This window comes from Glycomyces sp. NPDC050141 (genome assembly GCF_055586545.1).
In genome coordinates this window covers 1-26,970 of the sequence record NZ_JBVJHZ010000008.1, presented here as the reverse complement: position 1 = coordinate 26,970, position 26,970 = coordinate 1, and the positions used below count along the sequence as shown (strand labels likewise).

Genomic DNA, 26,970 nt, shown 5'->3' with positions numbered 1-26,970 from the left:
GTGCAGCTACTGGGGTTGCCGCGGCATCCGGGGATGCCGCGACACCCCCTGGATCATTCCGGCGAGACGGCGGCGGTGACGCGCGCGAGGCGCGGCCGGTCGCCGTCGGCGGTGCCGTGGAGCAGCAGGCGCACCGCGCCGGTGTTCCATGATCCCGGAATCCACAGTCGACCGGGGTCCCCGCCGGTGAACTTCGGCCGGGCCGCGTCGTCGAGCCACACGCGCCCCAGCAGTTCGCCGCGAACGAACGCGCTGACGCGCACCTGCTCGCCCTCGAACCGCAGCGACAGGCCGCCGGACGGGACGGTGACGTCGAGCCAGGCTTCCTCTCCCGCAGCGAGTTCGAGCGGCAGCTCGACCGCGGTCCCGACGCTGTCCTTCTCGGACAGCGCAAGGAGGGCGTGGTCGGGCTGCGCCTCGACCTGCCAGTCTCGCACAGCCTCCAGGCGCAGCAGGGTCGCACCGCCGCCGTCGACCGGCCAGTGCGGCATGGTGATCGCGATGTCGCGGCCCTCGCCGGGGCCGAAGTGCACCCAGGGGTCGTTGGGGCTCACGATGCTCGACTGACCGTCCACGGTGATCTCGCACGGGGTCTGGAGCCCGTCGAGGTGCAGCGCGTAGTGGCTGGTGCCGTCCACGGGCAGGGCGCGCCGGTACGTGACCGGGCGTCCGATCCGGGAGCTGCTCCAGCCCGCGAGGGTCCGCACGGGGGCGGGCTCGCCCGCCCACTGCTCGACGCCTTCGACGGTCCACAGTGAAGCGACGTCCTCGCTCGACGCGACCGCCCAGACGCGGCCGAGGCCGCGCAGCGACCCGATCGCGAGGCCGGGCAGGCGCGAGTCGTCGAAGTTCGCGTGTCCCCAGGTCTCCACCGTGGCGTCGAACTGCGAAGCGCCGTTCAGCGGAACCCGAACAGTCGCACCGAAACGCGCGAAGCTCGGGAGCGCGGTGCCGTCGAGGGCGAGGTCGACGATGTCGCCCGCGCCTTCGATGAGCAGTTCGCCGAGCCCTGCGACGGCGGCCGCGTAGTGGGTACGGCCCCGGTAGACGCCGACCGCTTCGGAGACCGGCGGCAGCTCGTGCGCCTCGGTCTCGCCGGTGCGGGTCTCCAGGTCGAGACGGGTTGCGGCCGTGAGGCCCTCGGGCTCGGGCAGGGCCGGGTGGATGACGCCCGCGGTACCGTCCGGGGTCGCCACGTCCTCGGGGTGGTGGACCACGACGGTCCAGCGGTCGGCGCCCGAGGCGACCTCGGTGACGACCGATCCGCCCTGTACGGGGGCGTCGATCGCGACAGTCTGCACGCCTCCTGCGCCTTCGAGCGCGATCGTGGTCCCCGTGCGGGAAGCGAATTCGAGCCCGGCAGATCCGGCGGCGACGAGGTCCGCCGAGGCGAACTTCAGCGTGCCGGGCAGGTCGAAACCGGCGAGCGGCAGGTCGCGCAGGACCAGCGCGCACGAGAACGGCGCGAGTTCGGCAACGAGCTCGCCGTCCTCAGTCGCGAAGGCGGCCTTGCCGACTGTGTCGCCGAGGTTCGGCACGCCGGTGAGCGTGCCGCCGCCGTCGAGGACCAGCAGCGACGGGGAGTCGCTGGTGGCCACGTCGACGCTGATGCCTTCGGCCGCAGTCGTGGTCGCACGGGCGAGAGCAGGGCCGAGGGTGCGGGCGAGGGCCGCGAGGACGCGTGCCTCGGCCGTCTCGGTCCGGGACTCGCCCACCGGGGACAGGAAGCCCCCGAAGTCGTAGTCGTGGGTCATGAACCCGCCGGGGTCGCCCCAGTTGCCGACCGAGGGCGTGTACCCGAAGTCGTAGCCGGAGGCCTGCAGGTACGGCGCGACCAGCGTTGCGCCGCTGGCCACGAGCCGCCGCAGCGTCGTGTGGAGGCGGTTGGTCTCGGTGACCAGCAGCGGGAGCCCCTTGGCGCCCACCAGGTCGGCGTAGCGGCGCACTTCGGCCTCGATGAACGGCGAGCGGTCGTCGGGGTAGAAGTTGAACGCCGGGGCGATGCCCTCGACGCCGCCGGTGGCGCCGATCAGGTCGCCCTGGCCCGCGCACGCGATGAGCGGCACGTCGATGCCGTGGCCGACCGCCATGTCGCGCAGGGCGGTCAGGTAGGCGTGGCGGTCGTGCGTGTCGAAGAAGTCGAGCTCGTTCTCCAGCTGCACGGCCACGACGCTGCCGCCGCGGCCCCACTGGCGGGAGGCCAGGAGCGGCAGGGCCTGGTCGAACCAGCGCCCGACCTGCTCCAGGAACTTCGGTTCCGCCTGGCGCAGTTCGAGTCCGTCTTCGAGCGCGAGCCACGAGGGCAGCGCGCCGCCGTCCCATTCGGAGCAGATGTACGGGCCGGGCCGGGCGATGACGGCCAGGCCCGCTTCGTGGGCGAGGTCGAGGAACGCGCCGACGTCGCGGCGGCCCTCGAAGTCCCACACGCCCGGGGCGGTCTCGTGGAAGTTCCACGGCAGGTAGACGTCGATCGCGCGGTACCCGGTGGCGCGCACCTGCGCGAGCCGCGCCTCCCAGACTTCGCGCGGAAGCCGGAAGTAGAACAGCGACGCGCACAGGAGCGTCTCCTCGCGGTCGTCGAGGACGAGCCCAGAGCGTCCGAGCCGGACGGTCGCGGTGGACAGATCAGTCACTTCACACCAGCACTTCCACCTTGGAGGTTCATTTCGTACAGGTACTTCTGGCCGAGGTAGTAGATGACGATCATGGGCAGGGTGAGGATGATCGACCCGACCATGATGAGGTTCCACGGCGGCAGCTGCATCGCGTTGCTCGTGCTCGTCATGTACTGCAGGCCCAGCGCGAGCGGCATCTGCTCTTCGGCGTTGAGGTAGATGAGCGGGCCCATGAAGTCGCCCCACGCGTGCGTGAGCGTGAAGATCGCGATCGCGGTGAGGATCGGCCACATCATCGGCAGGATGATCCGGCGGTAGACGCCGAAGTAGCCGAGGCCGTCGACCTGGGCCGCTTCGTCGAGCTCGTTCGAGATGCGGGAGACGAACTGCCGCACCAGGAACACGTTGAACGCGTTGGTGAAGAAGTTCGGGATGATCAGGGGCAGGTAGGTGTTGACCCAGCCGAGCTCCTTGAACAGCAGGAACTGCGGGATCATCGTGATCTGCGCGGGGATCATCATGGTGGCGAGCACGAGGATGAACATGAAGTTCTTGCCCGGCGCGCGCAGGCGCGCGAACGCGTAGCCGACGAGCGAGGACGAGACGACCTGGCCCACCGCCGACAGGGTCGCGATGACGACCGAGTTGGTGATGAAGCGCCCCACCGGCAGGCCGGTGGCGGTGAAGACGTCGGTGAAGTTCTGCCACCGGAACTCGGTCGGGATCACGGTGAACGCGTTCTGCGCGCTGGTCTGGTCGCTCGCGAGCGAGATCGAGATCATGAGCACGAACGGCACGAAGAAGACCGCGGAGACCACGAGCAGCACCGCGTAGGTGGCGGGCGAGGCCTTGAAGACCGAGAGCTTCTTCTGCGCGTTGTCGTTCGCGTCCTGCTTCTTGCGGCCGGTGCGGGCCGTGCTTGCGGTGATGGTGCTCGGGGAGACGGTCGCCATCACTTCACCTCCGTCTCGTAGAAGACCCACTTGCCGGCCGTGCGGAACGCGATCAGCGTGAGCAGCAGGATCACGATGAAGAGCAGCCAGGCGATGGCCGAGGCGTAACCGAAGTGGTAGAAGGAGAACGCCTCCTGGAACAGGAGCGACACGACCATCTGGCTGGCGTTGTCGGGGCCGCCCACGTTCTTGCCCGGCGCGAGGATGTACACCTGGGAGAAGATCTGGAACGCCCCGATCAGCCCCATGATGAGGTTGAAGAAGATCACCGGGGTGATCTGCGGGAACGTGACGGACCAGAACTGGCGCCAGGAGCTGGCGCCGTCGATCTCGGCGGCTTCGTAGAGCTCGCGCGGGATGCCGTTCATGGCCGAGAGCAGGAGCACCGTGGCGCCGCCCGCGCCCCAGATCGACAGGATGACCAGCGCGGGCTTGATCCAGGTGGTGCTGAGCAGCCAGTCGGGGCCGTCGATGCCGACCCAGCCGAGCAGGGTGTTGAGCGGGCCCGAGGGCGCGAGCACCATCTTGAAGACCATCGCGGTCGCGACGAGCGGGACGAGCGTGGGCAGGTAGATGAAGGTGCGGAAGAGCTTGCGGCCCTTGACCCTCTTGTTGAGCAGGTTCGCGAGCCACACGCCGATGATGAGGCCGAGCGGCACGGAGATCGCGGCGTAGAAGAAGGTGTTCCAGAGGGCCTTCCAGAAGATGGGGTCCTCGGTGAGCGCCTTGGTGTAGTTGTCCAGGCCGACCCATTGGGGCGGCGTGAAGGAGTCCCACTCCGTCAGCGAGATGTAGACGGAGGCGATCATGGGGCCGAGCAGGAACCCGACGAACCCGATCAGCCACGGCGAGATGAAGAGCCAGAAGAACAGGGCTTCCTTCTTGCGCCGCTTGGACATTTTGGGGCGACGCCTCCCGGCGCCGCGCGACTCGCGCGCGGCGCCGGGGGCTTCGTCGACGACGACGGTAGACATCGGAGCGTCAGCTACTCGATGATCGATTCGAGCTGCGTCTGGACCTTGTCCAGTTCGGTCTGCGCGTCGCCGCCCTCGTTCCAGAAGGTGCCGAGGTTGTCGTCGAAGGCCGCCTGCATCTCGTTCCACTCCGGGATGAACGGGGCGCGGAAGATGAACTCGGAGGACTCGCCGAAGGCGCCCATGTTCAGGCCCTCGGGGGCCCAGGAGGGCGCGAGGAACGCGTCGGACTGCTGCACTTCGAGGTTGGCCGGGACGTCCTGGCCCTTGTCGATGATGACGGTCTGCGCTTCGACGTCGGTGAGGAAGTCGATGGCCTCGAAGGCCTTCTCGGGGTTGGCCGAGTCGCGGGTGACGGAGAGGCCGGAGCCGAAGGCGGAGACGGCCTGCTCCTGGCCGCCCCACAGCGGTGCGATGCCCCAGTTGACGTCGGACTCCAGGAGTCCGCCGATGCCCCAGAAGCCGGTGGCGTTCATCGCGACGGTGCCCGCGGCGAAGGCGGAGTCGCCGCCCATGTCCGGGCCCATGTCCGCGTACTCGGTCGCGGTCGGCGCGTAGCCGTACTTGTACTGGAGGTCGTTGGCCCACTGGAGGGCCTGGACGACCTCGGGCGAGTTCACGGTGGGCTGACCGCTGTCGTCGATGATCTGGCCGCCGTTCTGGTAGGCGAAGCTCCACCACTGGGCCCACCAGCCGGCGCCGGAGAAGCCCCACTGCTCGCCGGGGATGGTCAGCTTCTCCATGGCGGCCTGGGCGTCTTCCTGGGTCCACGCGGCCGTCGGGTACTCGACGCCCGCAGCGTCGAAGAGGTCCTTGTTGTAGTACAGGATCATCGCGCCGGAGCGGTCCGGGATCGCGTAGGTCTGGTCCTCATAGGTGTACAGGTCGCCGGCGGGGCCGAAGCGCTGCTCCATGTCGAGGCCGGAGGACTCGATGTACTCGTCGAGGGGCACGAGCTGGCTCTTGGAGGAGTACGAGTTGACGTTCTCGGCCACCTGCATGATGTCGGGGCCGTCGCCGCCCGCGATCATCGTCTGGACCTTCTGCGCGTACTTGTCCGAGGGGATCAGCTGCAGTTCGATCTTGGTGTCGGGGTTCGCGGCCTCGTAGAGGTCGATGCGGGCCTGGTAGGTCTCCTTGTCGAGGTCGCCGCCCCAGACGACCATCGAGAGGGTGCCGTCGTCCTCGGCTTCGCCTCCGCCGCAGGCGGCGAGGGCCGTCGCACCGATGAGAACCGTCGCGGCCAGCCCGGCGCCTCTGCGCCAATAAGCCTTGTCCACCATGTCTTCCGCCTCCTTGCGGTCGGGGGTTCGGACGTCGGCGGGCCGCCGACGCGAGTTAAGACAAGGCAAAATCTAACCCATAGATAAAGGGTTGGATAGAGGCACCTGATAACGATTTCGACGCGATGAACGCAGGATGACCGGACGACGTTGCCGGTCGCCGGGCGCATACGCTAGCATTCCTATCGTTTTACTAGACTTCCATTTCAGACGGCATTATGGTGTGATGCACGTCTGTGAGTCTTTCCCCCCGAAAACCGTGAAAGAGCCAGCTATGCCCGAGATCGAACCCCGCCGGGGCCTGCGAACCAGAGCCCTCGCCGCCACCGCCGCAGCCGCCCTCGCACTGACCCTCAGCGCCTGCGGCGACGACGAAGCCGCCTCCACCGGCACCGGCTTCGAGGACTGCCTGACCGACCCCGTCACCTGCAACTCAGGACCCCGCGCCGAAGGCGGCGACCTCGTCTGGGCCGTGGCCGGAAAGTGGGAGGCCTGGGGCCAGGCCGACATCTACGGCTCCAGCCTCTCCACCTCGATCATCAACCAGCCGCTGCGCCCCACCGTCTTCGTCTACGACCAGGCCGGCGAGATCCACTACAACGACGGGATCTACTCGGCCGCACCCGAACTCCTCGCCGAAGCGCCGATGACCGTGGCCTACCACCTCAAGCCCGAGGCCACCTGGGGCGAGGGCACCCCGATCGGCCTCGACGACTTCCTCTGGCACTGGAAAGCCACGTCCACCGACGAGGCCCAGTGCGCCGGATGCACCCCCGCCACCGAGTACGGCTCCCACGTCGCCACCATCGAGCAGGGCGGGGACAACACGATCGTCGTGACCTATGAGGACGGCTACCTCGACGCCGAGTGGTACGCCGCCCAGGTCATCACCCACCCCGCGCACATCGCCGAAGCGCGCGGCCACGCCGACTGGCGCACCGACCCGGCCGTCATGGCCGCCTCCGTCGCCGACTTCTCCGCGCACCCGCCGCTCGACTACAGCGCGGGCCCCTTCAAGATGACCGAAGGCGTCCTCGGCGACTACGCGAAGTACGTGCCGAACACCGAGTGGACCGGCTCGCAGCAGTCCACCCTCGACACCTTGACGCTCAGGTACATCGAAGGCGCCGACGCCATGGCCACCGAGCTGCGGCAGGGCAACATCGACGGGGCCGCGCCCTCCAGCTTCGACCCCGAGATCCTCGACCAGCTCGGTGCCGACCCCGACCTCAAGTACAGCGTCGCGCCCCAGTCCGGCTGGTCCCACATCGACGCGAACTTCGACAACCCGTTCCTCGCCGCCGAACCGCTGCGCCGCGCGGTCTTCACCGCGATCGACGCCGACGAGATCAACGCCCGCGCCTACGGCACCGCGTTCGAAGGCACCGAGACGATGACCAGCGTGCTCTTCCGACCCGGCTCCGAGTACCACTCCGACCAGATCGGCGACTCCGGCCTCGGCTCGGGCGACCAGGACGCCGCCCGCCAGATCCTCACCGAAGCCGGGTACACCTGGGACGGCGACGCGCTCCTCACCCCCGAGGACGAACCGGTCTCGCTGCGCTTCCGCACCGGCATCGAAGGCGAGGCGTTCACGCCGATCATCCAGGACCTCGTCATCACCTACCTGGGCGAACTCGGCATCGAGATCACCACCGACCCGATCCCCGGCGGCGAGCTCAACTCCGTGCTCGAAGCCCGCGACTGGGACCTGATCCTGTTCTCCTGGATCGAGACCCCGCTGTTCGCGTCCTCCGCGGCCGACTACTGGGGCGAGGGCAACCACACCGGCTTCCAGAACGACGAAGTCGACGCGATCGTCGCCGAACTCGCCACCACGCTCGACCGCGACAAGGCCGCCGAGCTCAACAACCGGGCCGCGCAGATCTCCCTCGACAACGCCGTGCAGCTGCCGCTCGCGTGGACCCCGCAGCTGGTCATGGTCAACCAGGACGTCGTGAACGTCCGCGACAACTGGGCCACCACGATGCGGGTCTTCTACAACATCGGCGAATGGGGCTTCGCTGAGGAGTCCTGAACCGGACCCTGACGGGCCGGGCGCATCGCGCCCGGCCCGTCCGCTTGCGCCCGGAGCGCCCGCCGCTCGCATAGGCTCGGAGCCGTGAGCGATCAAGCGGCAGAGGTCAACTCGGAGAGCGTCCTCACGGTGCTCGTCGCCGGTCTCATGAACCTCGGCATCGCCCTCGCGAAACTCGTCGCGGGCCTCCTCGGCGGCTCCGCCGCGATGGTCTCCGAGGCCGCCCACTCGGCAGCAGATACGGTCACCGAGTTCATGCTGTACATCGCGCTGCGCAACAGCGCGAAACCCGCGAACGAGGCGCACCCGTTCGGGTACGGGCGGACGGCCTACCTGTGGGCGGCCCTGGCGGCGGCGTTCACGTTCGTCGCGGGCGGCCTGTTCTCGATCACGCACGGCTTCCACTCGATGCACGACGAGGCCGAAGGCGACTTCCTGCTCTCCTATGCCGTCCTGGGGATCTCCTTCATCCTCGAATCGGTCTCCTTCGGACGGACGCTCGTACAGCTGCGGGGCGAATCCGAGCGGTGGTCGGTGTCGCCCAAGTCGTTCCTGCGCCACACCCCGGACACGAGCCTGAAGGCGGTGTTCCTCGAAGACCTCGCGGCGCTGATCGGCCTGGTGCTGGCGGCCGGGGGCCTGCTGCTGACCGAGTTCACGGGCAGCCCGGTCTACGACGGGGCGGCGTCCGTCCTCATCGGCGTACTGCTGCTCGTGGTCGCGGTGCTGCTCGGCCGCGCCAACGTCTCGCTCCTGATCGGCCGGAGCCTGCCGCCGCGCTTCCGCGAGGCCGTGCGGACCGAACTCGAAGCGGGTGAGGACATCACGGCCGTCCAGGAGCTGCTGACCCTCCAGCTCGGACCGACCGAGGTCATGGTCGCCGCCAAGGTCGACTTCCGCGACAGCGCGAGCGGCGAGGCGATCGAGCGCACCTGCCGCACCCTCGAAGCCGGGCTGCGCCAGCGCTACCCGATGGTGCGGTACGTGTTCCTGAGCCCGTGGGGCGAGGCCCCGGAGGTCACTCCCCGATGACCGCCTGCGCGGTCTCCAGGTAGCCCTCCATGTCCTCCTGCCACGCGTAGGTCTCCTCCTCGACGTCGAGGTAGTACCGCAGCTGCGCCTGCGCCCAGGCCGCGTCGGCGGCCTCCCGGTAGCCGGACTCGTCGCCGCACTCGGCGAAGTCGACGGCCATGGCCCGCTCGAACTCGAGCCAGCCCGCGATGTCGGCGACGTCGGGGACCTCGTCCGGGATCTCGGGCCAGGGGCCAGTGGTCGGGGTGCCTTCGTCGGCCGGGTTCACGGTCTCGCCCGCCGCCACCAGGTACTCGCGGACCCAGATGCGGTCGTGGTCGAACGTCCAGCCGGTCGAGCCGCGCGCGTCGAGGCAGTCGAGGAGGCCGGACTCGGCGTCGGCGTCGTCCATGCGCGCGGTGTAGCGCTCGTCCATCGCGGCCCAGTCGCCGGTGGGCGGTTCGGGGCGCGCGATCCAGTCGGTGAGGCCGTCCTCTTCGTTCTCGACGGGTGTGAGCTCGCCGTAGACGGCTTCGACCATCTCCAGGTAGCAGCCTTCCGGGGGCGGGCCGCCGAGGTCGCCGCTGTCGCCGTCCGCGGCGGCCCCGGCGACCTCGGGGTGGTGGTGGGCCGCCCACGGTTCGCCCGCATAGGCGGTGTACCAGGCGAACTGGTCCTCGGGGTCCTGGAGGTAGAACTCGTGGAGCCCCGTCTCCTCCCCGGAGAGGCGCTGGCCCATCTCCTCGGCGAACCCCGCTGAGAAGGTCTCGGCGAGGAACGCCTCCTGCTCGAGCGCCCATTCGCCGTAGAGCTCGGGTTCGGCCTCCTGGGCGCCGTCGAGCGCCGTCCACTGCCAGAAGCCCCGGCGTTCGGCGTCCTCGACCCCGGGCAGGAACCGCGCGTACGGTGGTTCGCCGAGGAACGTGTCGCGCTCGCTCTGGGCGGTGATCGGGAACTCGGCCGGGTCGTGGAGGTCGAAGCCCTGCGCCTCCAGGCAGTCCTGGACGATCCGGGCCTCGGCCGCGTCCAGTTCGGCGGTGAGGCGGCTGCTCTCGTTGTACATCTCGGTGATGCGGTCGTCGTAGGCCTCGATGTCGAGGTCTTCCTCTTCGCCCTGGAACCAGGCGCATCCGCTTGCGGCGGCCGCGATCAGGGCGGTCAGAGCGGCAGCGGCGGTGGTTCGCTTGCGCAGCACGGGAATCCCATCCGGTCGGAGTCGTCGCTGACGAGTACGCCCGCGGTCCGACCCGGGGTTGCCCGATTGGGGTGCGTTATTCGCCGATTGCGGCCTGCGCCTGGGTGATGAGGTCGCGCATCTGCTCCTGCCAGGCGAAGGTCGCGCCTTCGACCTCCAGGTAGTAGTGGAGCTGCGCCTGCTGCCACGAGTCGACTGCGGCGGCGCGGTAGCCGGACTCGTCACCGCACTCGGCGAAGTCGACGGCCATGGCCCGCTCGAAGTCGAGCCAGCCCTGCGGGTCGTCGGCGTCGGGGACGTCGCTCGGCGGGTCGGGCCATCTGGTCCCGGCGTCGGGATAGGAGTTGAGCGCGTACTCGCCGTCGCCCGCCTCGGAGAGGTAGGAGTGGACGAACAGCTCCCCTTCGTAGAACTCCCAGCCCTCGTGGCCTTGCTCGACGAGGCAGTCGAGGAGGTCGCCTTCGGTGTCGGCGACGCCTTCCTCGTAGCGCTCCTTCATCAGGGTCCAGTCGCCGTTGGGCGGTTCGGGGCGCAGGTCGTGCTTGGTCCAGCCTGCTTCCATCTCGGCGATGGCGTCGCCGTAGACCGCTTCGAGCATCTCCAGCTGGCAGCCTTCGGGCGGCAGCGGCCCGGCCGACTCCCCTTCGGCGGCGTCCTCGCCGCCGGCGGGTTCGGCGCCGGTGAGGTACGAGTACGAGGCCGCGGCCCAGGTCTCGCCGCCGTAGGCGACGTACCAGGCGTACTGCTCGGACTCGGGCTGGGTGAAGAACTCCGGGAGCCCGTCTTCGTCCTCGCCTTCGAACACCACCGTCGTCCAGCCGATCTCGGCCTGGTACTCGGCCCATTCGGCGTCGAGCTCGTCGCCGCCTTCGACGTGCTCGTAGCCGTCGATGCTGGTCCACTGCCAGAATCCGCGCCGCTGGGCGTCCTCGGCCTCGGGCAGGAACCAGGCGTACGGCGGCGCGTCCATGAAGGACTCCCGCTCGCCGGGTTCCATGTCGCCCAGCTCGTAGGGGTCGTGGACCTCGAAGCCCTGGGCCTCCAGGCAGTCCTGCACGATGCGGATCTCGGCCTCGTCGAGCTCCTCGACGAGCCGCCGGCTCTCGTTGTAGGTGTCGGTGAGCTGCTGCTCGTACTCCTCGTAGTCGAGGTACTCGACCTCGGGCTCAGCGGCGAACCAGGAGCAGCCCGAGGCGGTGGCCAGCACGGCCAGGCCGATGACGGCGGCCTTCGTTCGCGGCACGGCGGACTCCAATCGGGGGGGGCTATGCCGTGACAGACGCACCGGGGCCCGCCCTGGGTTGCATCCGGACGCGCGGAAGGGCCGCCGGGGCGAACCCGGCGGCCCTTCCGGAAGTCCTAGGCCAGCTCGGACAGGGCCTTCTGCCAGGCGCCCTGGTCGCGGGCCTCGCCGGGCATGTTCATCTCGGCGAAGCGGACGACGCCCTGCTTGTCGATGACGAAGGTGCCGCGGTTCGCCATGCCCTTCTCCTCGTTGAACACGCCGTAGGCCTGGGCGACCTCGCCGTGCGGCCAGAAGTCGGACAGCAGCGGGAACTCGAAGCCCTCGCGCTGCGCCCAGACCTTGTGGGCGAACGGGGAGTCGATGGAGACGCTGAGGACCTGGACGTCGTCGCTCTGGTAGGCGTCGAGGTTGTCGCGGATGCCGCACAGCTCGCCCTCGCACACGCCGGTGAACGCGAACGGGTAGAACACGAGCAGGACGTTCTTCTCGCCGAGGAAGTCGGCCAGCGACACTTCCTGGTTGTTCTGGTCCTTCAGGGTGAAGGCAGGGGCCTTGGTTCCGGTTTCGATCGGCATGCGCGCTCCTCGCGGTGCAGCCCTCCGCGGAGGGCCTTCATTGCTCTGACGCGCTGAACGTTAGCGGCAGGCGCGCGCGGCCACCAGCGGGCCCGCCCGGAGCGGACCCTCCGACACACCCGGGGTTCAGCGGCGGGCGACGACCATGCGGGACGCGATCCAGTCCGGGGAGGCGTTCAGGGTCTTCGTCGATTTGAGACCGGCGAGGGCCGTCGACTCCTCGATGTCGGCGGGCTCGATGTGGCCGCGCCGCCCGGCCTTGGGGGTGAGGAGCCAGACCACGCCGTCGTCGGCGAGCGGGTCGCGGGCGTCGAGGAGGAGGTCGACCAGGTCGCCGTCCTCTTCGCGGCACCACAGGAGCACCGCGCCCACGATCTCGTCGGAGTCCTCGTCGAGGAGCTCCCCGACCGCCTCGATGAAGGCGCTGCGCAATCCGGCGTCGACATCGGTGTCGAAGCCGATCTCCATGACGGACTCGACGCCTTCGAGTCCGAATCGCTGCACCACGCTCGATGACTCCACCGGGCTGCTCGGAGCGTTCACTTCATCCCCTCCATCGGTCGGGCTGCCAGAGCGTCCCGCTCTGCTCTGCACAGCCTATGAAGTAGACCATAGGAGGCGTGTCATATCCAGCGCTCGCGCACGCGGAAATGAGGCCCGCGAACGGATTCGCAAAGCCCCCCTTGGGGCGTCGTGCGGACACGTTCACATGGCGGTGATCTCGCTTGCCGAGACGGCTTTCACAGCACCGCAGGTGAGCGGGTTTCACAGTCGCGGGGAGTGTGGGCGCGGTCGCATCAAGGCGGGTGGGTCGACGATGCTCGCGGTAGATTCAAGGGAGGATGGTAGAAAACGAAGACACTCTGCTGCCTGAAGAGCAACCCTGCAAAGCCGCAGTCTTAGAACGAGGGATCGCCCGTGACCACGGAACAGAACCGGCCGCCCATCAGTGACGGATTGCCGACCCAAGGACCGGACACTGACCCTGGGGAGACCAGCGAGTGGCTGGAATCCCTGGACGGCCTCCTCGACGGCGGCGGGCGCACCCGTGCCCGCTACGTCATGCAGCGGCTGCTCGAGCACGCCCGCAAGCGCCAGATCGGCGTACCGGCGTCCACGAGCACCGACTATGTGAACACCATCCCGGTGGAGTCCGAGCCGCACTACCCCGGCGACGAGGCCATCGAGCACCGCATCCGCTCATACGTGCGCTGGAACGCGGCGATGACGGTCCACCGCGCGCAGCGACCCGGCATCGGCGTGGGCGGCCACATCTCGACGTACGCCTCCGCGGCGAACCTGTACGAGGTCGGCTACAACCACTTCTTCCGCGGCCGCGGCCACGAGGGCGGCGGCGACCAGATCTTCTTCCAGGGCCACGCCTCCCCCGGCATGTACGCCCGCTCCTTTGTGGAAGGCCGGCTGACCGAGGACGACCTCGACGGCTTCCGCCAGGAGGTCTCGCGCCCGCAGGGCGGCCTGCCGTCCTACCCCCACCCGCGCCTCATGCCGGACTACTGGCAGTTCCCGACCGTGTCCATGGGCCTGGGCCCGATCAACGCGATCTACCAGGCGCTGTTCAACCGCTACATGGACGACCGCGGCATCAAGGACACCAAGAAGCAGCAGGTCTGGGCGTTCCTCGGCGACGGCGAGATGGACGAGGTCGAGTCGCGCGGCGCGCTGCAGTTCGCCGCCGGCGCCGAGCTCGACAACCTCACCTTCGTCGTCAACTGCAACCTGCAGCGCCTCGACGGCCCGGTCCGCGGCAACGGCAAGATCGTCCAGGAGCTCGAGTCGTACTTCCGCGGCGCGGGCTGGAACGTCATCAAGGTCATGTGGGGCTCCGAGTGGGACCCGCTGCTCGCCGCCGACGCCGACGGCGCGCTGGTGAACCTCATGAACACCACCCCCGACGGCGACTTCCAGACCTTCAAGGCCGAGTCGGGCGCGTTCATCCGCGAGCACTTCTTCGGCCGCGACACCCGCACCAAGGCGATGGCCCAGCCCCTGTCGGACGACGACATCTGGAACCTGCGCCGCGGCGGCCACGACGACCGCAAGATCTACGCCGCGTACAAGGCCGCGATGGACCACGAGGGCCAGCCGACGGTGATCCTCGCGCACACCGTCAAGGGCTACAAGCTGGGCTCGACCTTCGAGGGCCGCAACGCGACCCACCAGATGAAGAAGCTCTCCCTCGACGACCTCAAGGGCTTCCGCGACGCCCTGGAGATGCCCGTCACCGACGCGCAGCTCGAGGCGAACCCGTACCTGCCGCCGTACGTCAAGCCCGCGGCCGGTTCGGCCGAGGCCGAGTACGTGCAGGCCCGCCGCGCCGCACTCGGCGGTTCGATCCCCAAGCGCCGCAACACGGTCATCCCGATGAACCTGCCCGGCGAGGAGACCTACAAGTCGGCCAAGCGCGGCTCGGGCAAGCAGAAGGCCGCCACCACCATGGCGCTCGTCCGCCTGCTCAAGGACCTCATGCGGGACAAGGAGACCGGCAAGCGCTGGGTCCCGATCATCCCCGACGAGGCGCGCACGTTCGGCATGGACGCGATGTTCCCGACGGCGAAGATCTGGTCCACGCACGGCCAGCAGTACCTGTCGGTGGACCGCGACCTGTTCCTCTCCTACAAGGAGTCCGAGCAGGGCCAGCTCATGCACGTGGGCATCAACGAGGCCGGTTCGATGGCCGCGTTCACCGCCGTGGGCACCTCGGGCGACACGCTCGGCGAGCCGATGATCCCGTTCTACATCTTCTACTCGATGTTCGGGTTCCAGCGGACCGCCGACGCGATCTGGGCCGCCACGGACCAGCTCGCGAACGGCTTCCTCATCGGCGCCACCGCCGGGCGCACCACGCTCAACGGCGAGGGCCTGCAGCACGAGGACGGCCACTCGCTGCTCCTGGCGCACACCAACCCGGCGGTCGTCTCGTACGACCCGGCGTACGGCTACGAGATCGGGCACATCGTCCAGGACGGCCTGCGCCGCATGTACGGCGAAGGCGAGCACGTCTTCTACTACATGACCGTGTACAACGAGCCGATCGTGCAGCCCGCCGAGCCGGAGGACGTGGACGTCGAGGGCATCCTCAGGGGCATCCACAAGGTCCAGACCGCGCAGGGCTCCGGCCCCCGAGTACAGCTCCTGACCTCGGGTTCGGGCATGTCCTGGGCGACGAAGGCCGCCGAGCTGCTCGAAGCGGACTGGGGCGTGGCCGCCGACGTCTGGTCGGTCACCTCCTGGACCGAGCTGAGCCGCGACGGCATCGAGGCGGACAAGCACAACCTCCGCCACCCGGAGGCCGAGAAGCAGGTCCCGTACGTGACGAGCAAGCTCGCGAACGCCGAGGGCCCGTTCATCGCCGTCAGCGACTACATGCGGGCCGTCCCGGACCTCATCAGCCGCTGGGTGCCGGGCGACTACACCTCGCTGGGCACGGACGGCTTCGGCCACTCCGACACCCGCGGGGCCCTGCGCCGCCACTTCAACGTCGACGCCGAGTCGATCACCGTGGCCGCACTCCAGCAGCTCGCCGCCCGCGGCGAGGTCAAGCCGGAGCTGGCCGCCCAGGCGGCCGCCAAGTACCAGATCACCGACCCGACCGCCGCCGAGGCCGGCGAAGCGGGCGGCGACTCCTAGTACGTATGACGAAGGGGCCGCGAGCGAAAGCTCGCGGCCCCTTTCACGTTCGACCTAGTGCTGGTGGTCGTGGCCCGCGTGGTCGTGCTCGTGGTCGTGCTCGTCCTCTTCGGCCTCGACCTGGCGGCGGACCTCGTCCATGTCGAGCTCCTTGACCTTGCCGATGATCTCCTCGAGCGCGGCCGGCGGCAGCGCGCCGGGCTGGCTGTAGAGGAGGATGCCGTCGCGGAAGGCCATGAGCGTGGGGATCGACTGGATCCCGGCCTCGCCCGACAGCTCCGGCTGGTCCTCGGTGTCGATCTTCCCGAAGACGACGTCAGGGTGCTTCTCGCTCGACGCCTCGAACGTGGGCGCGAACATCTTGCACGGGCCGCACCAGTCGGCCCACCAGTCCACCAGCACGATGCCGTTGCCGGTGACGGTCTCCTCGAAGTTGTCCTTGGTCAGTGCAACCGTGGCCATTGGGCCGCCTCTCTGTCTTGGCTTCTGTGGTGCTCTTCCGCGCAACAGTAGTGGCGGCCGAGGTATTCCGACAGACGGCCATGCGCGGCGTGCGCCACGTCTGGCAGGCTATAGGGCATGGATCTGGCCACGACCATTCAGAACATCGAGCGCTCCTCCTCGGCGCTGACGACCCAGTCGCTCACCCGGATGGACGAACGCCTGCCCTGGTTCCGCGACCTCCCCGCCGAGCAGCGCTCCATGGTCACCCTGGTGGCCCAGGCCGGGGTGCGGCAGTTCCTCGAATGGCTGCGCAACGGCGGCGAGGACCTGGGCACCTCCGACATGGTCTTCGAGGCCGCCCCCGTCGAGCTCGCCCGCGCCATCAGCCTCCAGCACACCGTCGCCCTCATCCAGGTCGTCATCGACGTGGTCGAGGAGCAGGTGCCCGCGCTCGCCGCCGATGGCGAGACCGACCAGCTGCGCGAGTCGGTGCTGCGCTTCAGCCGCGAGATCGCGTTCGCGTCCGCCCGCGTGTACGCGCGCGCGGCCGAGACGCGCGGCGCCTGGGACGCGCGCCTCCAGGCGATGCTCGTCGACGCGCTCCTGCGCGGCGACAACTCCGACGAGCTGATCTCGCGCGCCGCCGCCCTCGGCTGGTCCGAGACGCAGACCATCACCGTCGTCGCCGGCACCACCCCCGGCGGCGAGGCCACGCTCGTGCTCCACTCGGTGCAGCGGGCCGCCCGGCGGCTCGGGCTCGACATCCTCGCGGGCGTCCACGGCGCCCGCCTCGTGCTGCTCCTCGGCGGCGTCAAGGAGCCCGTGGAGATCGTCGAGAAACTCACCGGGCAGTTCGGCGACGGCCCGATCGTGGTGGGCCCCACCGTGACCGGCCTGGCCGAAGCGTCCACGTCGGCGCTCGCGGCCGTGTCCGGGCACCGGTCCGCCGCGGCCTGGCCCGACGCGCCCCGGCCCGTCACCGCGACCCAGCTCCTCCCGGAGCGGGCCATCGCTGGCGACGAGGAGGCCCGCCGCACCCTGCGCGAGAGCGTCTACCTGACGCTGCGGCGCGCGGGCGGCGAGCTGCTGGAGACCATGGACGCGTTCATCGCCTCCGGCGGCGTCCTGGAGGGGACCGCCCGGGAGCTGTACGTCCACCCGAACACGGTCCGGTACCGCCTGCGCCGTATCCAGGAGGTGACCGGTTTCTCCCCCACCGAACCGCATGAGGCCTTCGTCCTGCGTGTGGGGTTGACCATAGGTCGCCTGGAGAACGCTTCGGGTACCCGGCGTTCTCGCAGTTGACAACGAGTGTTGTAGATTCCCTACAAGAACCGAGCGGGCTTTCAGTCTCCAGGCTGCTCCCGTATCACCTGTTGTCAATGCGAAAGTCTTAATGTGCTTGCCATTCTCGCTCCCGGGCAGGGCTCGCAGAAGCCCGGGTTCCTCTCGCCATGGATCGATTACGACCCCGCCGCCGAGGCCCGCCTGCGCGCCTGGTCAGAGCTGATCGGGCTCGACCTCGTGCACCTGGGGACCAACGCGGACCAGGCCGAGATCACCGACACCGCCAACACCCAGCCGCTGCTCGTGGCCGCCGGGCTGCTGGCCGCCGAGTACCTTCCGGTCTCGGCCGCCAAGGTCGTCGCGGGCCACTCGGTCGGCGAGCTCACCGCGCTCGCCCTCGCCGGGGTCCTGACCCCCGAGGACGCCGTCAAGCTCGCCGCCGTGCGCGGCCGCGAGATGGCCGCCGCGTGCAGCATCGAGCCGACCACGATGGCCGCCGTCCTCGGCGGTGTCGAGGACGACGTGCTCGCCGCGATCGAGAACGCCGGCGCGTGGCCCGCGAACCGCAACGGCGCCGGGCAGATCGTCGCCGCCGGACCGGTCGCCGCGATCGAGAAGCTCACCCAGAGCCCGCCCGAGAAGGCCCGCATCATCCCGCTCAAGGTCGCCGGGGCGTTCCACACCCCGCACATGGCGCCCGCGCAGGAAGCGCTCGAAGCCGTGGCCTCTGAGATCCGGGTCGCCGACCCGGTCCGCACCCTCCTGTCGAACAAGGACGGGCGGCCCGTGAGCAGCGGCGCCCAGGCCCTGCAGCAGATCGTGGCCCAGGTCACGTCGCCGGTCAGGTGGGACGCGTGCATGAGTACGCTTGAAGGACTGGGCGTCACGGCGGTCCTCGAACTGCCGCCCGCCGGTACCCTCACCGGGCTCGCGAAGCGGGCCCTCAAGGGCGTCGACCGGATCAATGTCAACACTCCCGACGAGCTCGCCCTCGCCGCCGAGTACGGCACGGATGCCGAACACGAGTTGAACGAAGGAGCCGAGTGAGCGTCATCGGAACGCGCGTCGTCAGCGTCGGGCACTACCAGCCCGAGAAGATCCTCACCAACGCCGACCTCGCCGAAATGGTCGACACCAACGACGAGTGGATCGTCTCCCGTGTCGGCATCAAGGAGCGCCGCATCGCCGCCGACGGCCAGAAGGTCGCCGACCTGGCGATCGAGGCCGCCCGCGAGGCCCTGTCCAACGGCGGATTCACCTCGGCCGACATCGACTTCGTCATCGTCGCCACCGTCTCCGCCAAGGACATCTGCCCCAACACCGCCTGCCGCGTCGCCGACGCGCTCGGCATCGACGCCCCGGCGGCCATCGACATCAACACCGCCTGCTCGGGCTTCGAGTACGCGCTGGCCCAGGCCGACATGGCCATCCGGGTCGGCAGCGCCAAGCGCGCGCTGGTGATCGGCGCCGAATGCCTCTCGGCCGTGACCGACTGGGAGGACCGCTCGTCGTGCGTCCTCTTCGGCGACGGCGCGGGCGCGGTCGTCATCGAGGGCACCGACAACCCGGAGCTGGCCATCAGCCCGGTCCTGTGGGGCTCCGAGCCGTCGATGAGTGACGTCATCCGCATCGAGGAGGACGTCCCGTTCATCAAGCAGGCCGGCCAGACCGTGTTCCGGTGGGCCACCACCCAGCTCGCGCCGCTCATCGAGCAGGTCGCCGAGCGGGCCGGCCTCAAGGTCAACGAGCTCGCGGCCTTCGTGCCGCACCAGGCGAACCTGCGCATCATCCAGGGCATCGTCAAGCGCCTCGACTTCAGCGACGACTGCGTCGTCGCCGAGGACATCGTCTACTCCGGCAACACGTCCGCGGCATCGGTGCCGCTGGCGCTGTCGAAGTTGGTACAAAGTGGCAAGGTGGCCTCCGGCGCCCCGATCCTCCTGTTCGGATTCGGCGGCGGACTCACCTACGCCGGGCAAGTCATCCGCTGCCCGTAATTATCGAGAGGAAATAACTCATGGCTCTGTCTCGTGACGAGATCCGCGAAGGCCTGTCCGACATTCTCGAAGAGGTCGCGGGCGTCAACCCCGACGATGTCGCCGACGGCAAGTCGTTCACCGACGACCTGGACGTCGACTCGCTCGCCATGGTCGAGGTCGTCGTCGCCGCTGAAGAGAAGTTCGGCGTGAAGATCCCGGACGACGAGGTCGCGAACCTGAAGACCGTCGGCGACGCCGTCTCCTTTATCGAAAAGGGCTAAATGTGACTGAGGTAGTCGTGACCGGGCTCGGCGCGACCACTCCCCTCGGCGGGGACGTGGCGTCGACCTGGGAAGCACTCGTGGCCGGTCGGTCGGGCGTGCACCTGCTCCAACACGAGTGGGCGCGGGAACTCCCCTGCCGTATCGCCGCCGAGCTGGCGGTGGAGCCGTCCGAGGTCCTCCCTCGGGTGCGGCTGCGCCGCCTGGACCGCTCCGAGCAGATCGCGCTCATCGCGGCTCAGCAGGCGTGGGACGACGCGGGGCTGAGCGACGACCTCGACAAGGAACGCCTGGGCGTCGTCTTCGGTTCCGGCATCGGCGGGGCGCTCACGCTCCTCGCCCAGGACGACATCCTGGAAGAGAGCGGCGCCCGCAAGGTCTCCCCGTTCACCGTGCCCATGCTCATGCCCAACGGCCCCGCCGCCGTGGTCGGCCTGGAATTCGGCGCCCAGGCCGGCGTGCACGCCCCCACCAGCGCGTGCGCCACCTCGGCCGAGGCGATCGCCTCGGGCGCCGACATGATCCGCCTCGGCCGCGCCGACGTGGTCGTGGCGGGCGGCGCGGAAGCGGTCATCGGCGGCCTGCCGATGGCCGGGTTCTCGTCGATGAAGGCCATGTCGACCCGCAACGACGACCCGACGCACGCCTCCCGGCCCTGGGACCGCGACCGCGACGGGTTCGTCATGGGCGAAGGCGGCGGCGCGCTCATCCTGGAGCGCCGCGAGCACGCCGAGGCCCGCGGGGCGAAGATCTACGCCGTCGTGGCGGGCTCCGGCCTGACCTCCGACGGCTTCGACATGGTCCAGCCCGACCCGGAGTGCCGGGGCGGCAGCCGGGCGATGGCGGCCGCGATCAAGCAGGCCGGTATCGACCCGAAAGAGATCGGCCACGTCAACGCCCACGCGACGTCCACTCCGGTGGGCGACATGGCGGAGGTCAAGGGCATCAAGCGCGTCGTGGGCGACCACGTCGTGCTGACCGGGACCAAGTCCATGACCGGGCACCTGCTCGGCGGCGCGGGCGCAGTCGAGTCGATCGCGGCGATCCTGGCGATCAAGGAGGGGGTCATCCCCCCGACGATCAACCTCGAGAACCCGGACCCGGCCCTGGACCTCGACGTCGCGGCGAACGAGGCCCGCAAGGTGGAGCTGAACGCCGCGCTCAACACGGCCTTCGGCTTCGGCGGCCACAACGCGGCGCTGTTGTTCACCAAGGTGTAGCCGGAACAGTAGCAGCAGCCTGAGGGCCCCAACGCATTCGCGTTGGGGCCCTCAGTACTACGACCTGGGTAGGGTCGGCGGCACGCCAGGTTCGGCCGCTGGCAGGACTCCTCGCAGGGCCCGGATACCTAGACTGGTGGACAGGAAACCACACCCAGTCCGCCACAAAGGAGACACCGTGTCCGCCTCCACCCCGCTCGCCACCGTCGAACCGCCGGGCCCGCCGGCCTCGATCAGCAAGGCCGAGCGCTCGCTCGCCCCCGATATCGCGCGCGGCGGCATGCTCCTGTTCATCGCGCTCGCCAACGTCCCGATCCACTTGTGGGGCATGGGCTTCGACAACTACGGCCACAACACGGGCCAGTCCGGGGCCGACCACATCGCGCTGTTCGTCGAGCAGCTGGTCATCGCCGAGCGCTCCCGGCCGATGTTCGCGATCCTGTACGGCTTCGGCATCGCGGTGATGGCCTCGCGGATGTTCGCGCGCGGCATGGACCCCAAGGGCGTCCGCAAGGTCCTGCGCCGCCGCTCCTGGTGGCTCGTCGCGTTCGGCCTGATCCACTCGCTGTTCCTCTTCTGGGGCGACATCCTCGCCCCCTACGGCGCCACCGGCCTCATCGCGCTGTTCTTCGTGCACCTCTCGGACAAGGCCCTCAAGAAGTGGCTGTGGGGCTCCGCGATCTACCTCGTCGTCATCGGCCTCCCGCTGCTCGCGTTCGCGTACACCAGCGGCGGCGGCGGCGCGCCCGTGTCCGGGGACCTGCCGCCGTACGTCGAGCAGATGGTCATGGGCGTCTTCGCCTCGACCATGGTCATCGCGGTCAGCCTGCTCCTGGCTATGTTCCTCCCGCTCGTCGCGGCGGGCATGGTGCTCCAGCGCTCGGGCTGGATCGACCACCCCGAGGCGCACCTGCCCAGGCTGAAGCAGGTCTTCATCTCCGGCATGGTCGTGAACGTGGCCAGCTCGCTTCCCGTGGCGCTCATCGCGCTCGGCGTCTGGGAACCCGCGAAGCCGCTGTTCGTCGGCGCCATGTACCTGACGCTCCTGGGCGGCATGTACGCCGGGCTCGGCTACATCTGCGGCTTCGCGCTCCTGGCCCACAAGCTGCGCGGCTTCGGCCGCCGGGGCATCCCGGGCGCGCTCGCGGCCGTGGGGGAACGCTCGCTCACCAGCTACCTGCTGCAGTCGATCATCATGGCCCCCTTGCTCACCGCGTGGGGCCTCGGCCTCGGCGAGGACATGGGGTACCTGACGGCGTTCGGCGTCGCGTTCGCCACCTGGCTGGTCACCGTCTTCGTGGCGGTCGCGCTCGACAAGGCCGGGAAGCGGGGCCCGTTCGAGGTCCTGCTGCGCCGCCTCACGTACGGCCCCAAGCGGGTCTGAGCACCTGCCTCACCGGGTCCACGGGGGTCCCGGTGAGGCAGGCGGTAGCCCGTCCCGGGGGCCTGCACTACTGCGCGCGCGGCTCGTCTTCCCTACTGTGGGAAGTGAAACCAGAGCAAGCCCGTCACCTCCGCAAAGGAGTCCGTCGTGTCCTCCGCACCGCCCCTCGCCACGCTCGGGCCGCCCGGCCCGCCAACCTCGATCACCAAGGCCGAACGCTCGCTCGCACCCGACATCGCGCGCGGCTTCATGCTCCTGTTCATCGCCCTCGCGAACGTCCCGGTCCACCTGTGGGGCATGGAGCACGACAAGTACAACCACAACACCGGGCAGTCGGCCGCCGACCACATCGCGTACTTCTTCGAGCAGCTGCTCATCGCCGAGCGCTCCCGCCCGATGTTCGCCGTCCTCTACGGGTTCGGCATCGCCATCATGGCCTCGCGGATGTTCGCGCGCGGCATCGAGGCCAAAGGCGTCCGCAAGATCCTGCACCGCCGCTCCTGGTGGCTCCTGGCGTTCGGCTTCGTCCACTCGGTGTTCCTGTTCTACGGCGACATCCTCGCCCCGTACGGCGCGATGGGCCTGATCGCCCTGTTCTTCGTGCACCTCTCCGACAGGTCGCTCAAGCGCTGGCTGCTCGGCTCGATCGCGTACGTCGTGCTCGTCGGCAACGCGATCATGGCGTACTTCTTCACCACGAACGGGACGCCGCCGAGCTTCGACCTGCCGCCGTACCTCGAGCAGATGGTGTTCGGGGCGATCGCCTCGCCCACCGGCGTCCTCGGCATCATGATCACCGGCTCGTTCTTCCCGCTGGTCATCGCTGGCATGATGCTCCACCGCGCGGGCTGGATCGAGCACCCCGAAGCGCACCTGCCGCAGCTGAAGAAGGTCTTCGTCACCGGCATGGTCGTGAACGTCGCGAGCGCGCTTCCCGTGGCGCTCATCGGCCTCGGCGCCTGGGAGCCCTCGACGGGGCTGTGGCAGGCCTCGGTGTACCTGACGCTCCTGGGCGGACTCTACGCCGGGATCGGGTACATCTGCGGGTTCGCGCTCCTGGCCCACAAGCTGCGCGGCTTCGGCCGCCGGGGCGTCCCCGGGGCCCTCGCGGCGGTCGGCGAGCGTTCGCTCACGAGTTACCTGCTGCAGTCGTTCATCATGGCGCCGCTGCTCACCGCCTGGGGCTTCGGCCTCGGCGAAGACCTGGGGTACCTCGGAGCGTTCGGCGTCGCGTTCGGGACCTGGCTGGTCACCGTGTTCGTGGCGGTCGCCCTGGACAAGGCCGGGAAACGGGGCCCGTTCGAGGTCCTGCTGCGGCGACTCACCTACGGCCCCAAGCGGGCCTGATTCCCGACACCCCCGCGTCGCATTGCCGACGCGGGGGTTCCGCCGTTTCGGGGCGGCGTGACACAATACGCGCGTGCAAGTGAGGCAGACTCCGTTCCGACTGCTGCGGGCCGCCGTGTTCGCAGCGGTCTCGGCGTCCGCTTCGCTCCTCCTGCACCTGTGGAGCGGCGGGAACGCCCCCGGCCCGCTCCAGTTCGCCGCCGCGCTCCTCCTGCTCTTCGCCGCCGCGTACGGCATCGGCGGACGCCAGCGCGGGTTCCTCGCGCTCGCGCCCCTGTGCCTTGCGGCGCAGTACGGGCTGCACGAGTTCTTCGAGATCGGGGCCGCCGCCACGGCGGGGCACGCGCACGGCGCGGGCCTGAGCATGTGGCTGGTGCACGTCGCGGCCGCTCTGGCGCAGGCGTCGTGGCTGGCGCGCGGTGATGCCGCGTTCGCGAAGCTCCTCGACGCGCTGACGCTCTTCTTCGCGCGCGTGGTCCGGTTCCTCGGCGCGGGCGCTCTCGTGGTGATCCGGCCGCGCCGGTTCACGCTGCGGGCGCAGACGCCGCGTCCGGTCCCGGCGGTGCGCACGGCGATTTCGCACCGCGGTCCACCTCTGTTCGCTTTCTCCTGAGTCCTTTTGTCCCCCAGCGCCTTCGGCGTTGACTCCTGCCCTGGTTCCCGTGTGCTCCCGGGCTGCTCGGAAAGCGAACAATGTCAGATAAACCCAAGATTTGGGCTGCCCTCAGGCAGCTGCTGCTCCGGCTGCATTTCTACGCCGGCATTCTCATAGCCCCGTTCCTGCTGGTCTCGGCCGTGACCGGGCTGGCCTACGCGCTGTCCTACCCCGTCGAGGACGCGCTCTACTCCGATCTGCGCACGGTTGACGAGGGGGGCGAGCGGTTGAGCCTCGCCGACCAGGTCGAGGCCGTCACCGCGACCCACCCGGACTGGACGGTGACGGCGATCCGCCCGGCCGACGAGGACGACGCGTCGACGGCTGTGGTCGTCGACGACAGCGTGGTCCGCGAGTCGGGTGCGGTCGCCGTCGTCTACGTCGACCCGTACACCGGGGAGGTGCTCGGCGACTCGACCTCGTACGGGTCCTCGCGGGCCGGGCCGGTGCGCGAGTGGATCTCGACGCTGCACCGGAACCTGCACCTCGGCGAGCCGGGCCGCCTGTACTCGGAGCTCGCGGCCAGCTGGCTGTGGGTGGTGGCGCTCGGGGGCCTGGTCCTGTGGATCGCCCGCAAGAGGGCGAACGGCGGCCTGTGGCGGCCGAAGCCGACCGGTTCGGGCCGGTCCCGGACCCTCGCGTGGCACGGCCCGGTGGGCCTGTGGCTGGTCCTCATTCTGCTGTTCCTCTCGGTGACGGGTCTGACCTGGTCGCGGTACGCGGGCGAGAACGTCGACAAGCTGCGCGAGACCTTGAGCTGGACGACGCCTTCGGTCACGGTGGAGGGCGCGTCCGGGGGCGACCACGGTGGCCACGGCGGGCACCACGACTCGACTGAGGCCTCGCCGTTCGCGGTGGCGCTGCTCGACAGCGTGTACGCGACCGCGCGCGACGCGGACATGAACGGCCCCTTGCAGATCACCCTCCCCACGGGCGAGGGCACGCAGTACCTGGTGGCCGAGACGCACCGGTCGCTGCCGCTCGAGCAGGACCAGCTGGTCGTCGACACGGCCGGTGGCGCGCCGGAGGTGGCCGAGGAGCTGCGGTTCGCGGACTGGCCGTTCATGGCGCAGGCGACGAACGTGTTCATCGCCGCGCACATGGGCCTGCTGTTCGGTCTGGCGAACCAGCTGCTGCTGGCGGCGGCGATGCTCGCGGTCGTGCTGATGATCGTGTGGGGCTACCGGATGTGGTGGCAGCGCCGCCCACTGCGCTCATCGGAAAACCGGCGCGCGACTATGGGCCGTCCGTACGCGCGCGGGACGCTGCGGAAGCTCCCGTCGTGGGTCGCCGCAGGGGTCGTGGTCGTCGCGGCCGGAGTCGGCTGGTTCTTCCCGCTACTCGGCATCTCCCTGGCCGCGTTCATCGTCATCGACATCGCTATCGGGCTGTGGCAGCGGTTCCGCAAGCCGCCCAGGGAGAACAACGACGGCGAGGCCGTGGTGTCGCGGCGTGCGGCGCTGGCGGGGGCGACGATCTCGGCGGCGGTCGGCGCGGGCGTCGGCATGGCCATCGCGTCGTCGCAGAACGATGGAGGCGAAGCGGCCGAGGCAGCATCCACCATCGAGCCGTTCTTCGGCGACCGGCAGGGCGGGATCGAGACACTCGCGCAGCAGCACGCGCTGTTCGCGTCGTTCACGTTGTCCGACAAGGCGATGACCGGCGAAGCCCTCGACGCGGCCGCGATGAAGGCGAACCTCCAGACCCTGCTGCGGGACTGGTCGGCGGTAGCCGCTGCCCTAGCGGCCGGTGAGGCGCCGCCGAAGGCGAAGATCGACGGGGACGACCAGTTCGACGCCGAAGCGGTGGCGGCGGGCCTGGACCCGGCGCGGCTGACGGTGACGTTCGGGCTCGGCCCGAACGTGTTCGCGAAGGCCGGGCTGGAGGCGGCGCAGCCGTCGAAGCTGGTGGAGCTGCCCGAGTTCGACGGCGACAAGCTGAACCCGGCCTGGTCCGGCGGCGACCTGCTCCTGCAGGTCTGCGGCGACGACCAGCAGGTGGTGAGCAGCGCGTTCCTGGAGCTGCGCAAGCGCGCGGTCGGGTACGGGACGCTCGGCTGGGTGCAGCAAGGCTTCTCGTCGCGCCCGGCCGAGGGCGGCACGCCCCGGAACCTCATGGGGTTCAAGGACGGCAGCGCGAACCCGGAGGTCGGATCGGCCACCTTCGACGAGCGCGTGTGGGCGGTCGACTCGGAGCCTTCGTGGTTCGAAGGCGGCACGTACCTGGTGTTCCGCAAGATCCGGATGCGGCTGCCGGACTGGTCGATGCTCACCGCCGAGGACCAGAACCTGACGTTCGGGCGCGAGCGCGACTCCGGTGTGCCGCTGAGCGGCGGCGGCGAGCTCGACCACCCGGACTTCGAGGCCCTCGACGAGTCGGGCCTGCCCGCCGTCCCGGCCGACTCGCACATCGCGGTCGTGCACGACGCGCCGATGGTGCGGCGCGGCTACAACTACGACTACGGGTTCCTCACCCAGGGGGATGTCAGCTCCGATGCCGCGACCGACGGGCACGAGGACGGGCACATGCACGCCGCGCACCCGTACGACGCGGGGCTGCTGTTCGTGTCCTTCCAGGCCGACCCGCAGGCGTTCATCGACGCGCAGGAGAAGATGGCCGCGTCTGACCGGTTGAGCGAGTTCATCACCGCCGAAGGCAGCGCGGTGTTCGTGCTCCCGCCGGGTGCGCCCGAGGGCGGCTACGTCGGCCAGGGGCTGTTCGAAGCCTGAGGATGATGGTGGCGGGGGGGGGGGGGGGGGGGGGGGGGGGGGGGGGGGGGGGGGGGGGGGGGGGGGGGGGGGGGGGGGGGGGGGGGGGGGGGGGGGGGGGGGG

20 protein-coding genes and 1 pseudogene are annotated in these 26,970 nt (G+C 69.7%); 12 read left to right on the top strand and 9 right to left on the bottom strand.

The window, feature by feature from the left end; translation table 11 throughout:
- Positions 1-53: 53 nt before the first annotated feature.
- From ACZ60M_RS07050 to ACZ60M_RS07035, 4 genes are all read right to left on the bottom strand, one after another.
- Entirely contained in the window at positions 54-2,633 is a 2,580-nt protein-coding gene (locus ACZ60M_RS07050) for a beta-galactosidase (RefSeq protein WP_465415548.1), read from the bottom strand.
- Complete coding sequence (locus ACZ60M_RS07045) at positions 2,630-3,568, bottom strand: carbohydrate ABC transporter permease (RefSeq protein ID WP_465415546.1); 939 nt, start codon at positions 3,566-3,568, stop codon at positions 2,630-2,632. The genes ACZ60M_RS07050 and ACZ60M_RS07045 overlap by 4 nt, the downstream gene beginning before the upstream one ends.
- A complete protein-coding gene (locus tag ACZ60M_RS07040) occupies positions 3,568-4,467 on the bottom strand; it encodes a carbohydrate ABC transporter permease (RefSeq protein WP_465415798.1) in 900 nt (299 codons plus the stop codon). The genes ACZ60M_RS07045 and ACZ60M_RS07040 overlap by 1 nt, the downstream gene beginning before the upstream one ends.
- An 86-nt stretch (positions 4,468-4,553) precedes the next feature.
- On the bottom strand, positions 4,554-5,825 hold the full coding sequence (locus ACZ60M_RS07035; RefSeq protein ID WP_465415544.1) for an ABC transporter substrate-binding protein: 1,272 nt from the start codon (positions 5,823-5,825) through the stop codon (positions 4,554-4,556).
- Positions 5,826-6,099: 274 nt separating this feature from the next.
- Here ACZ60M_RS07035 and ACZ60M_RS07030 point away from each other — a divergent pair, with 274 nt between their 5' ends.
- Together ACZ60M_RS07030 and ACZ60M_RS07025 are read left to right on the top strand one after the other, a co-directional pair.
- On the top strand, positions 6,100-7,863 hold the full coding sequence (locus tag ACZ60M_RS07030; protein WP_465415542.1) for an ABC transporter substrate-binding protein: 1,764 nt from the start codon (positions 6,100-6,102) through the stop codon (positions 7,861-7,863).
- A gap of 84 nt (positions 7,864-7,947) precedes the next feature.
- Positions 7,948-8,895 (top strand): cation diffusion facilitator family transporter, encoded by a 948-nt coding sequence (locus ACZ60M_RS07025; protein ID WP_465415540.1) that lies wholly within the window; start codon positions 7,948-7,950, stop codon positions 8,893-8,895.
- Here the strand turns inward: ACZ60M_RS07025 and ACZ60M_RS07020 are convergent.
- The 4 genes from ACZ60M_RS07020 to ACZ60M_RS07005 form a co-directional block, all read right to left on the bottom strand.
- On the bottom strand, positions 8,882-10,069 hold the full coding sequence (locus ACZ60M_RS07020) for a hypothetical protein (protein WP_465415538.1): 1,188 nt from the start codon (positions 10,067-10,069) through the stop codon (positions 8,882-8,884). The two genes, ACZ60M_RS07025 and ACZ60M_RS07020, sit on opposite strands and share 14 nt — an antisense overlap.
- A gap of 76 nt (positions 10,070-10,145) precedes the next feature.
- On the bottom strand, positions 10,146-11,312 hold the full coding sequence (locus ACZ60M_RS07015; RefSeq protein WP_465415537.1) for a hypothetical protein: 1,167 nt from the start codon (positions 11,310-11,312) through the stop codon (positions 10,146-10,148).
- A 116-nt stretch (positions 11,313-11,428) separates the two neighbouring features.
- Positions 11,429-11,890 (bottom strand): peroxiredoxin, encoded by a 462-nt coding sequence (locus tag ACZ60M_RS07010; RefSeq protein ID WP_465415536.1) that lies wholly within the window; start codon positions 11,888-11,890, stop codon positions 11,429-11,431.
- A gap of 126 nt (positions 11,891-12,016) precedes the next feature.
- On the bottom strand, positions 12,017-12,397 hold the full coding sequence (locus ACZ60M_RS07005) for a DUF3052 family protein (protein ID WP_465415534.1): 381 nt from the start codon (positions 12,395-12,397) through the stop codon (positions 12,017-12,019).
- A 411-nt stretch (positions 12,398-12,808) separates the two neighbouring features.
- On the opposite strand from ACZ60M_RS07005, the gene aceE reads away from it, so the two are divergent.
- The gene (aceE, locus tag ACZ60M_RS07000; RefSeq protein ID WP_465415532.1) at positions 12,809-15,541 is read left to right on the top strand and encodes a pyruvate dehydrogenase (acetyl-transferring), homodimeric type; all 2,733 of its coding nucleotides are present in this window, start codon (positions 12,809-12,811) and stop codon (positions 15,539-15,541) included.
- A 54-nt stretch (positions 15,542-15,595) separates the two neighbouring features.
- On the opposite strand, the gene trxA is transcribed toward aceE, so the two are convergent.
- Positions 15,596-16,003 (bottom strand): thioredoxin, encoded by a 408-nt coding sequence (gene trxA / locus ACZ60M_RS06995; protein WP_465415530.1) that lies wholly within the window; start codon positions 16,001-16,003, stop codon positions 15,596-15,598.
- Between the two features lie 117 nt (positions 16,004-16,120).
- Here trxA and ACZ60M_RS06990 point away from each other — a divergent pair, with 117 nt between their 5' ends.
- The 9 genes and pseudogenes from ACZ60M_RS06990 (at position 16,121) to ACZ60M_RS06950 (ending at position 26,867) form a co-directional block, all read left to right on the top strand.
- On the top strand, positions 16,121-17,290 hold the full coding sequence (locus ACZ60M_RS06990; RefSeq protein WP_465415528.1) for a PucR family transcriptional regulator: 1,170 nt from the start codon (positions 16,121-16,123) through the stop codon (positions 17,288-17,290).
- Between the two features lie 93 nt (positions 17,291-17,383).
- Positions 17,384-18,274, top strand: a pseudogene (locus tag ACZ60M_RS06985) (ACP S-malonyltransferase); the annotation flags it as partial.
- 41 nt (positions 18,275-18,315) lie between these two features.
- Complete coding sequence (locus tag ACZ60M_RS06980) at positions 18,316-19,269, top strand: beta-ketoacyl-ACP synthase III (protein WP_465415526.1); 954 nt, start codon at positions 18,316-18,318, stop codon at positions 19,267-19,269.
- A 26-nt stretch (positions 19,270-19,295) separates the two neighbouring features.
- Entirely contained in the window at positions 19,296-19,532 is a 237-nt protein-coding gene (locus ACZ60M_RS06975; protein WP_363528385.1) for an acyl carrier protein, read from the top strand.
- Between the two features lie 2 nt (positions 19,533-19,534).
- The gene (gene fabF / locus ACZ60M_RS06970) at positions 19,535-20,752 is read left to right on the top strand and encodes a beta-ketoacyl-ACP synthase II (protein WP_465415524.1); all 1,218 of its coding nucleotides are present in this window, start codon (positions 19,535-19,537) and stop codon (positions 20,750-20,752) included.
- 178 nt (positions 20,753-20,930) lie between these two features.
- Positions 20,931-22,136: a DUF418 domain-containing protein gene (locus ACZ60M_RS06965; RefSeq protein WP_465415522.1), complete on the top strand. Its 1,206-nt coding sequence runs from the start codon at positions 20,931-20,933 to the stop codon at positions 22,134-22,136.
- A 147-nt stretch (positions 22,137-22,283) separates the two neighbouring features.
- Positions 22,284-23,483: a DUF418 domain-containing protein gene (locus ACZ60M_RS06960; protein WP_465415520.1), complete on the top strand. Its 1,200-nt coding sequence runs from the start codon at positions 22,284-22,286 to the stop codon at positions 23,481-23,483.
- A gap of 73 nt (positions 23,484-23,556) precedes the next feature.
- Entirely contained in the window at positions 23,557-24,096 is a 540-nt protein-coding gene (locus ACZ60M_RS06955) for a hypothetical protein (RefSeq protein ID WP_465415518.1), read from the top strand.
- An 80-nt stretch (positions 24,097-24,176) separates the two neighbouring features.
- Positions 24,177-26,867 carry a Dyp-type peroxidase gene (locus ACZ60M_RS06950; RefSeq protein ID WP_465415516.1) on the top strand — a complete coding sequence of 897 codons (2,691 nt, stop codon included), beginning with the start codon at positions 24,177-24,179 and terminating at the stop codon, positions 26,865-26,867.
- Positions 26,868-26,970: the final 103 nt, after the last annotated feature.

Bases quoted from the DNA above. Each gene is read 5' to 3' on its own strand.
- ACZ60M_RS07035 (WP_465415544.1), bottom strand. From the start codon at position 5,825: ATGGTGGACAAGGCTTATTGGCGCAGAGGCGCCGGGCTGGCCGCGACG.
- ACZ60M_RS07045 (WP_465415546.1), bottom strand. From the start codon at position 3,568: ATGGCGACCGTCTCCCCGAGCACCATCACCGCAAGCACGGCCCGCACC.
- ACZ60M_RS06950 (WP_465415516.1), top strand. From the start codon at position 24,177: ATGTCAGATAAACCCAAGATTTGGGCTGCCCTCAGGCAGCTGCTGCTC.
- ACZ60M_RS06990 (WP_465415528.1), top strand. From the start codon at position 16,121: ATGGATCTGGCCACGACCATTCAGAACATCGAGCGCTCCTCCTCGGCG.
- ACZ60M_RS07030 (WP_465415542.1), top strand. From the start codon at position 6,100: ATGCCCGAGATCGAACCCCGCCGGGGCCTGCGAACCAGAGCCCTCGCC.
- ACZ60M_RS07010 (WP_465415536.1), bottom strand. From the start codon at position 11,890: ATGCCGATCGAAACCGGAACCAAGGCCCCTGCCTTCACCCTGAAGGAC.
- ACZ60M_RS07040 (WP_465415798.1), bottom strand. From the start codon at position 4,467: ATGTCCAAGCGGCGCAAGAAGGAAGCCCTGTTCTTCTGGCTCTTCATC.
- trxA (WP_465415530.1), bottom strand. From the start codon at position 16,003: ATGGCCACGGTTGCACTGACCAAGGACAACTTCGAGGAGACCGTCACC.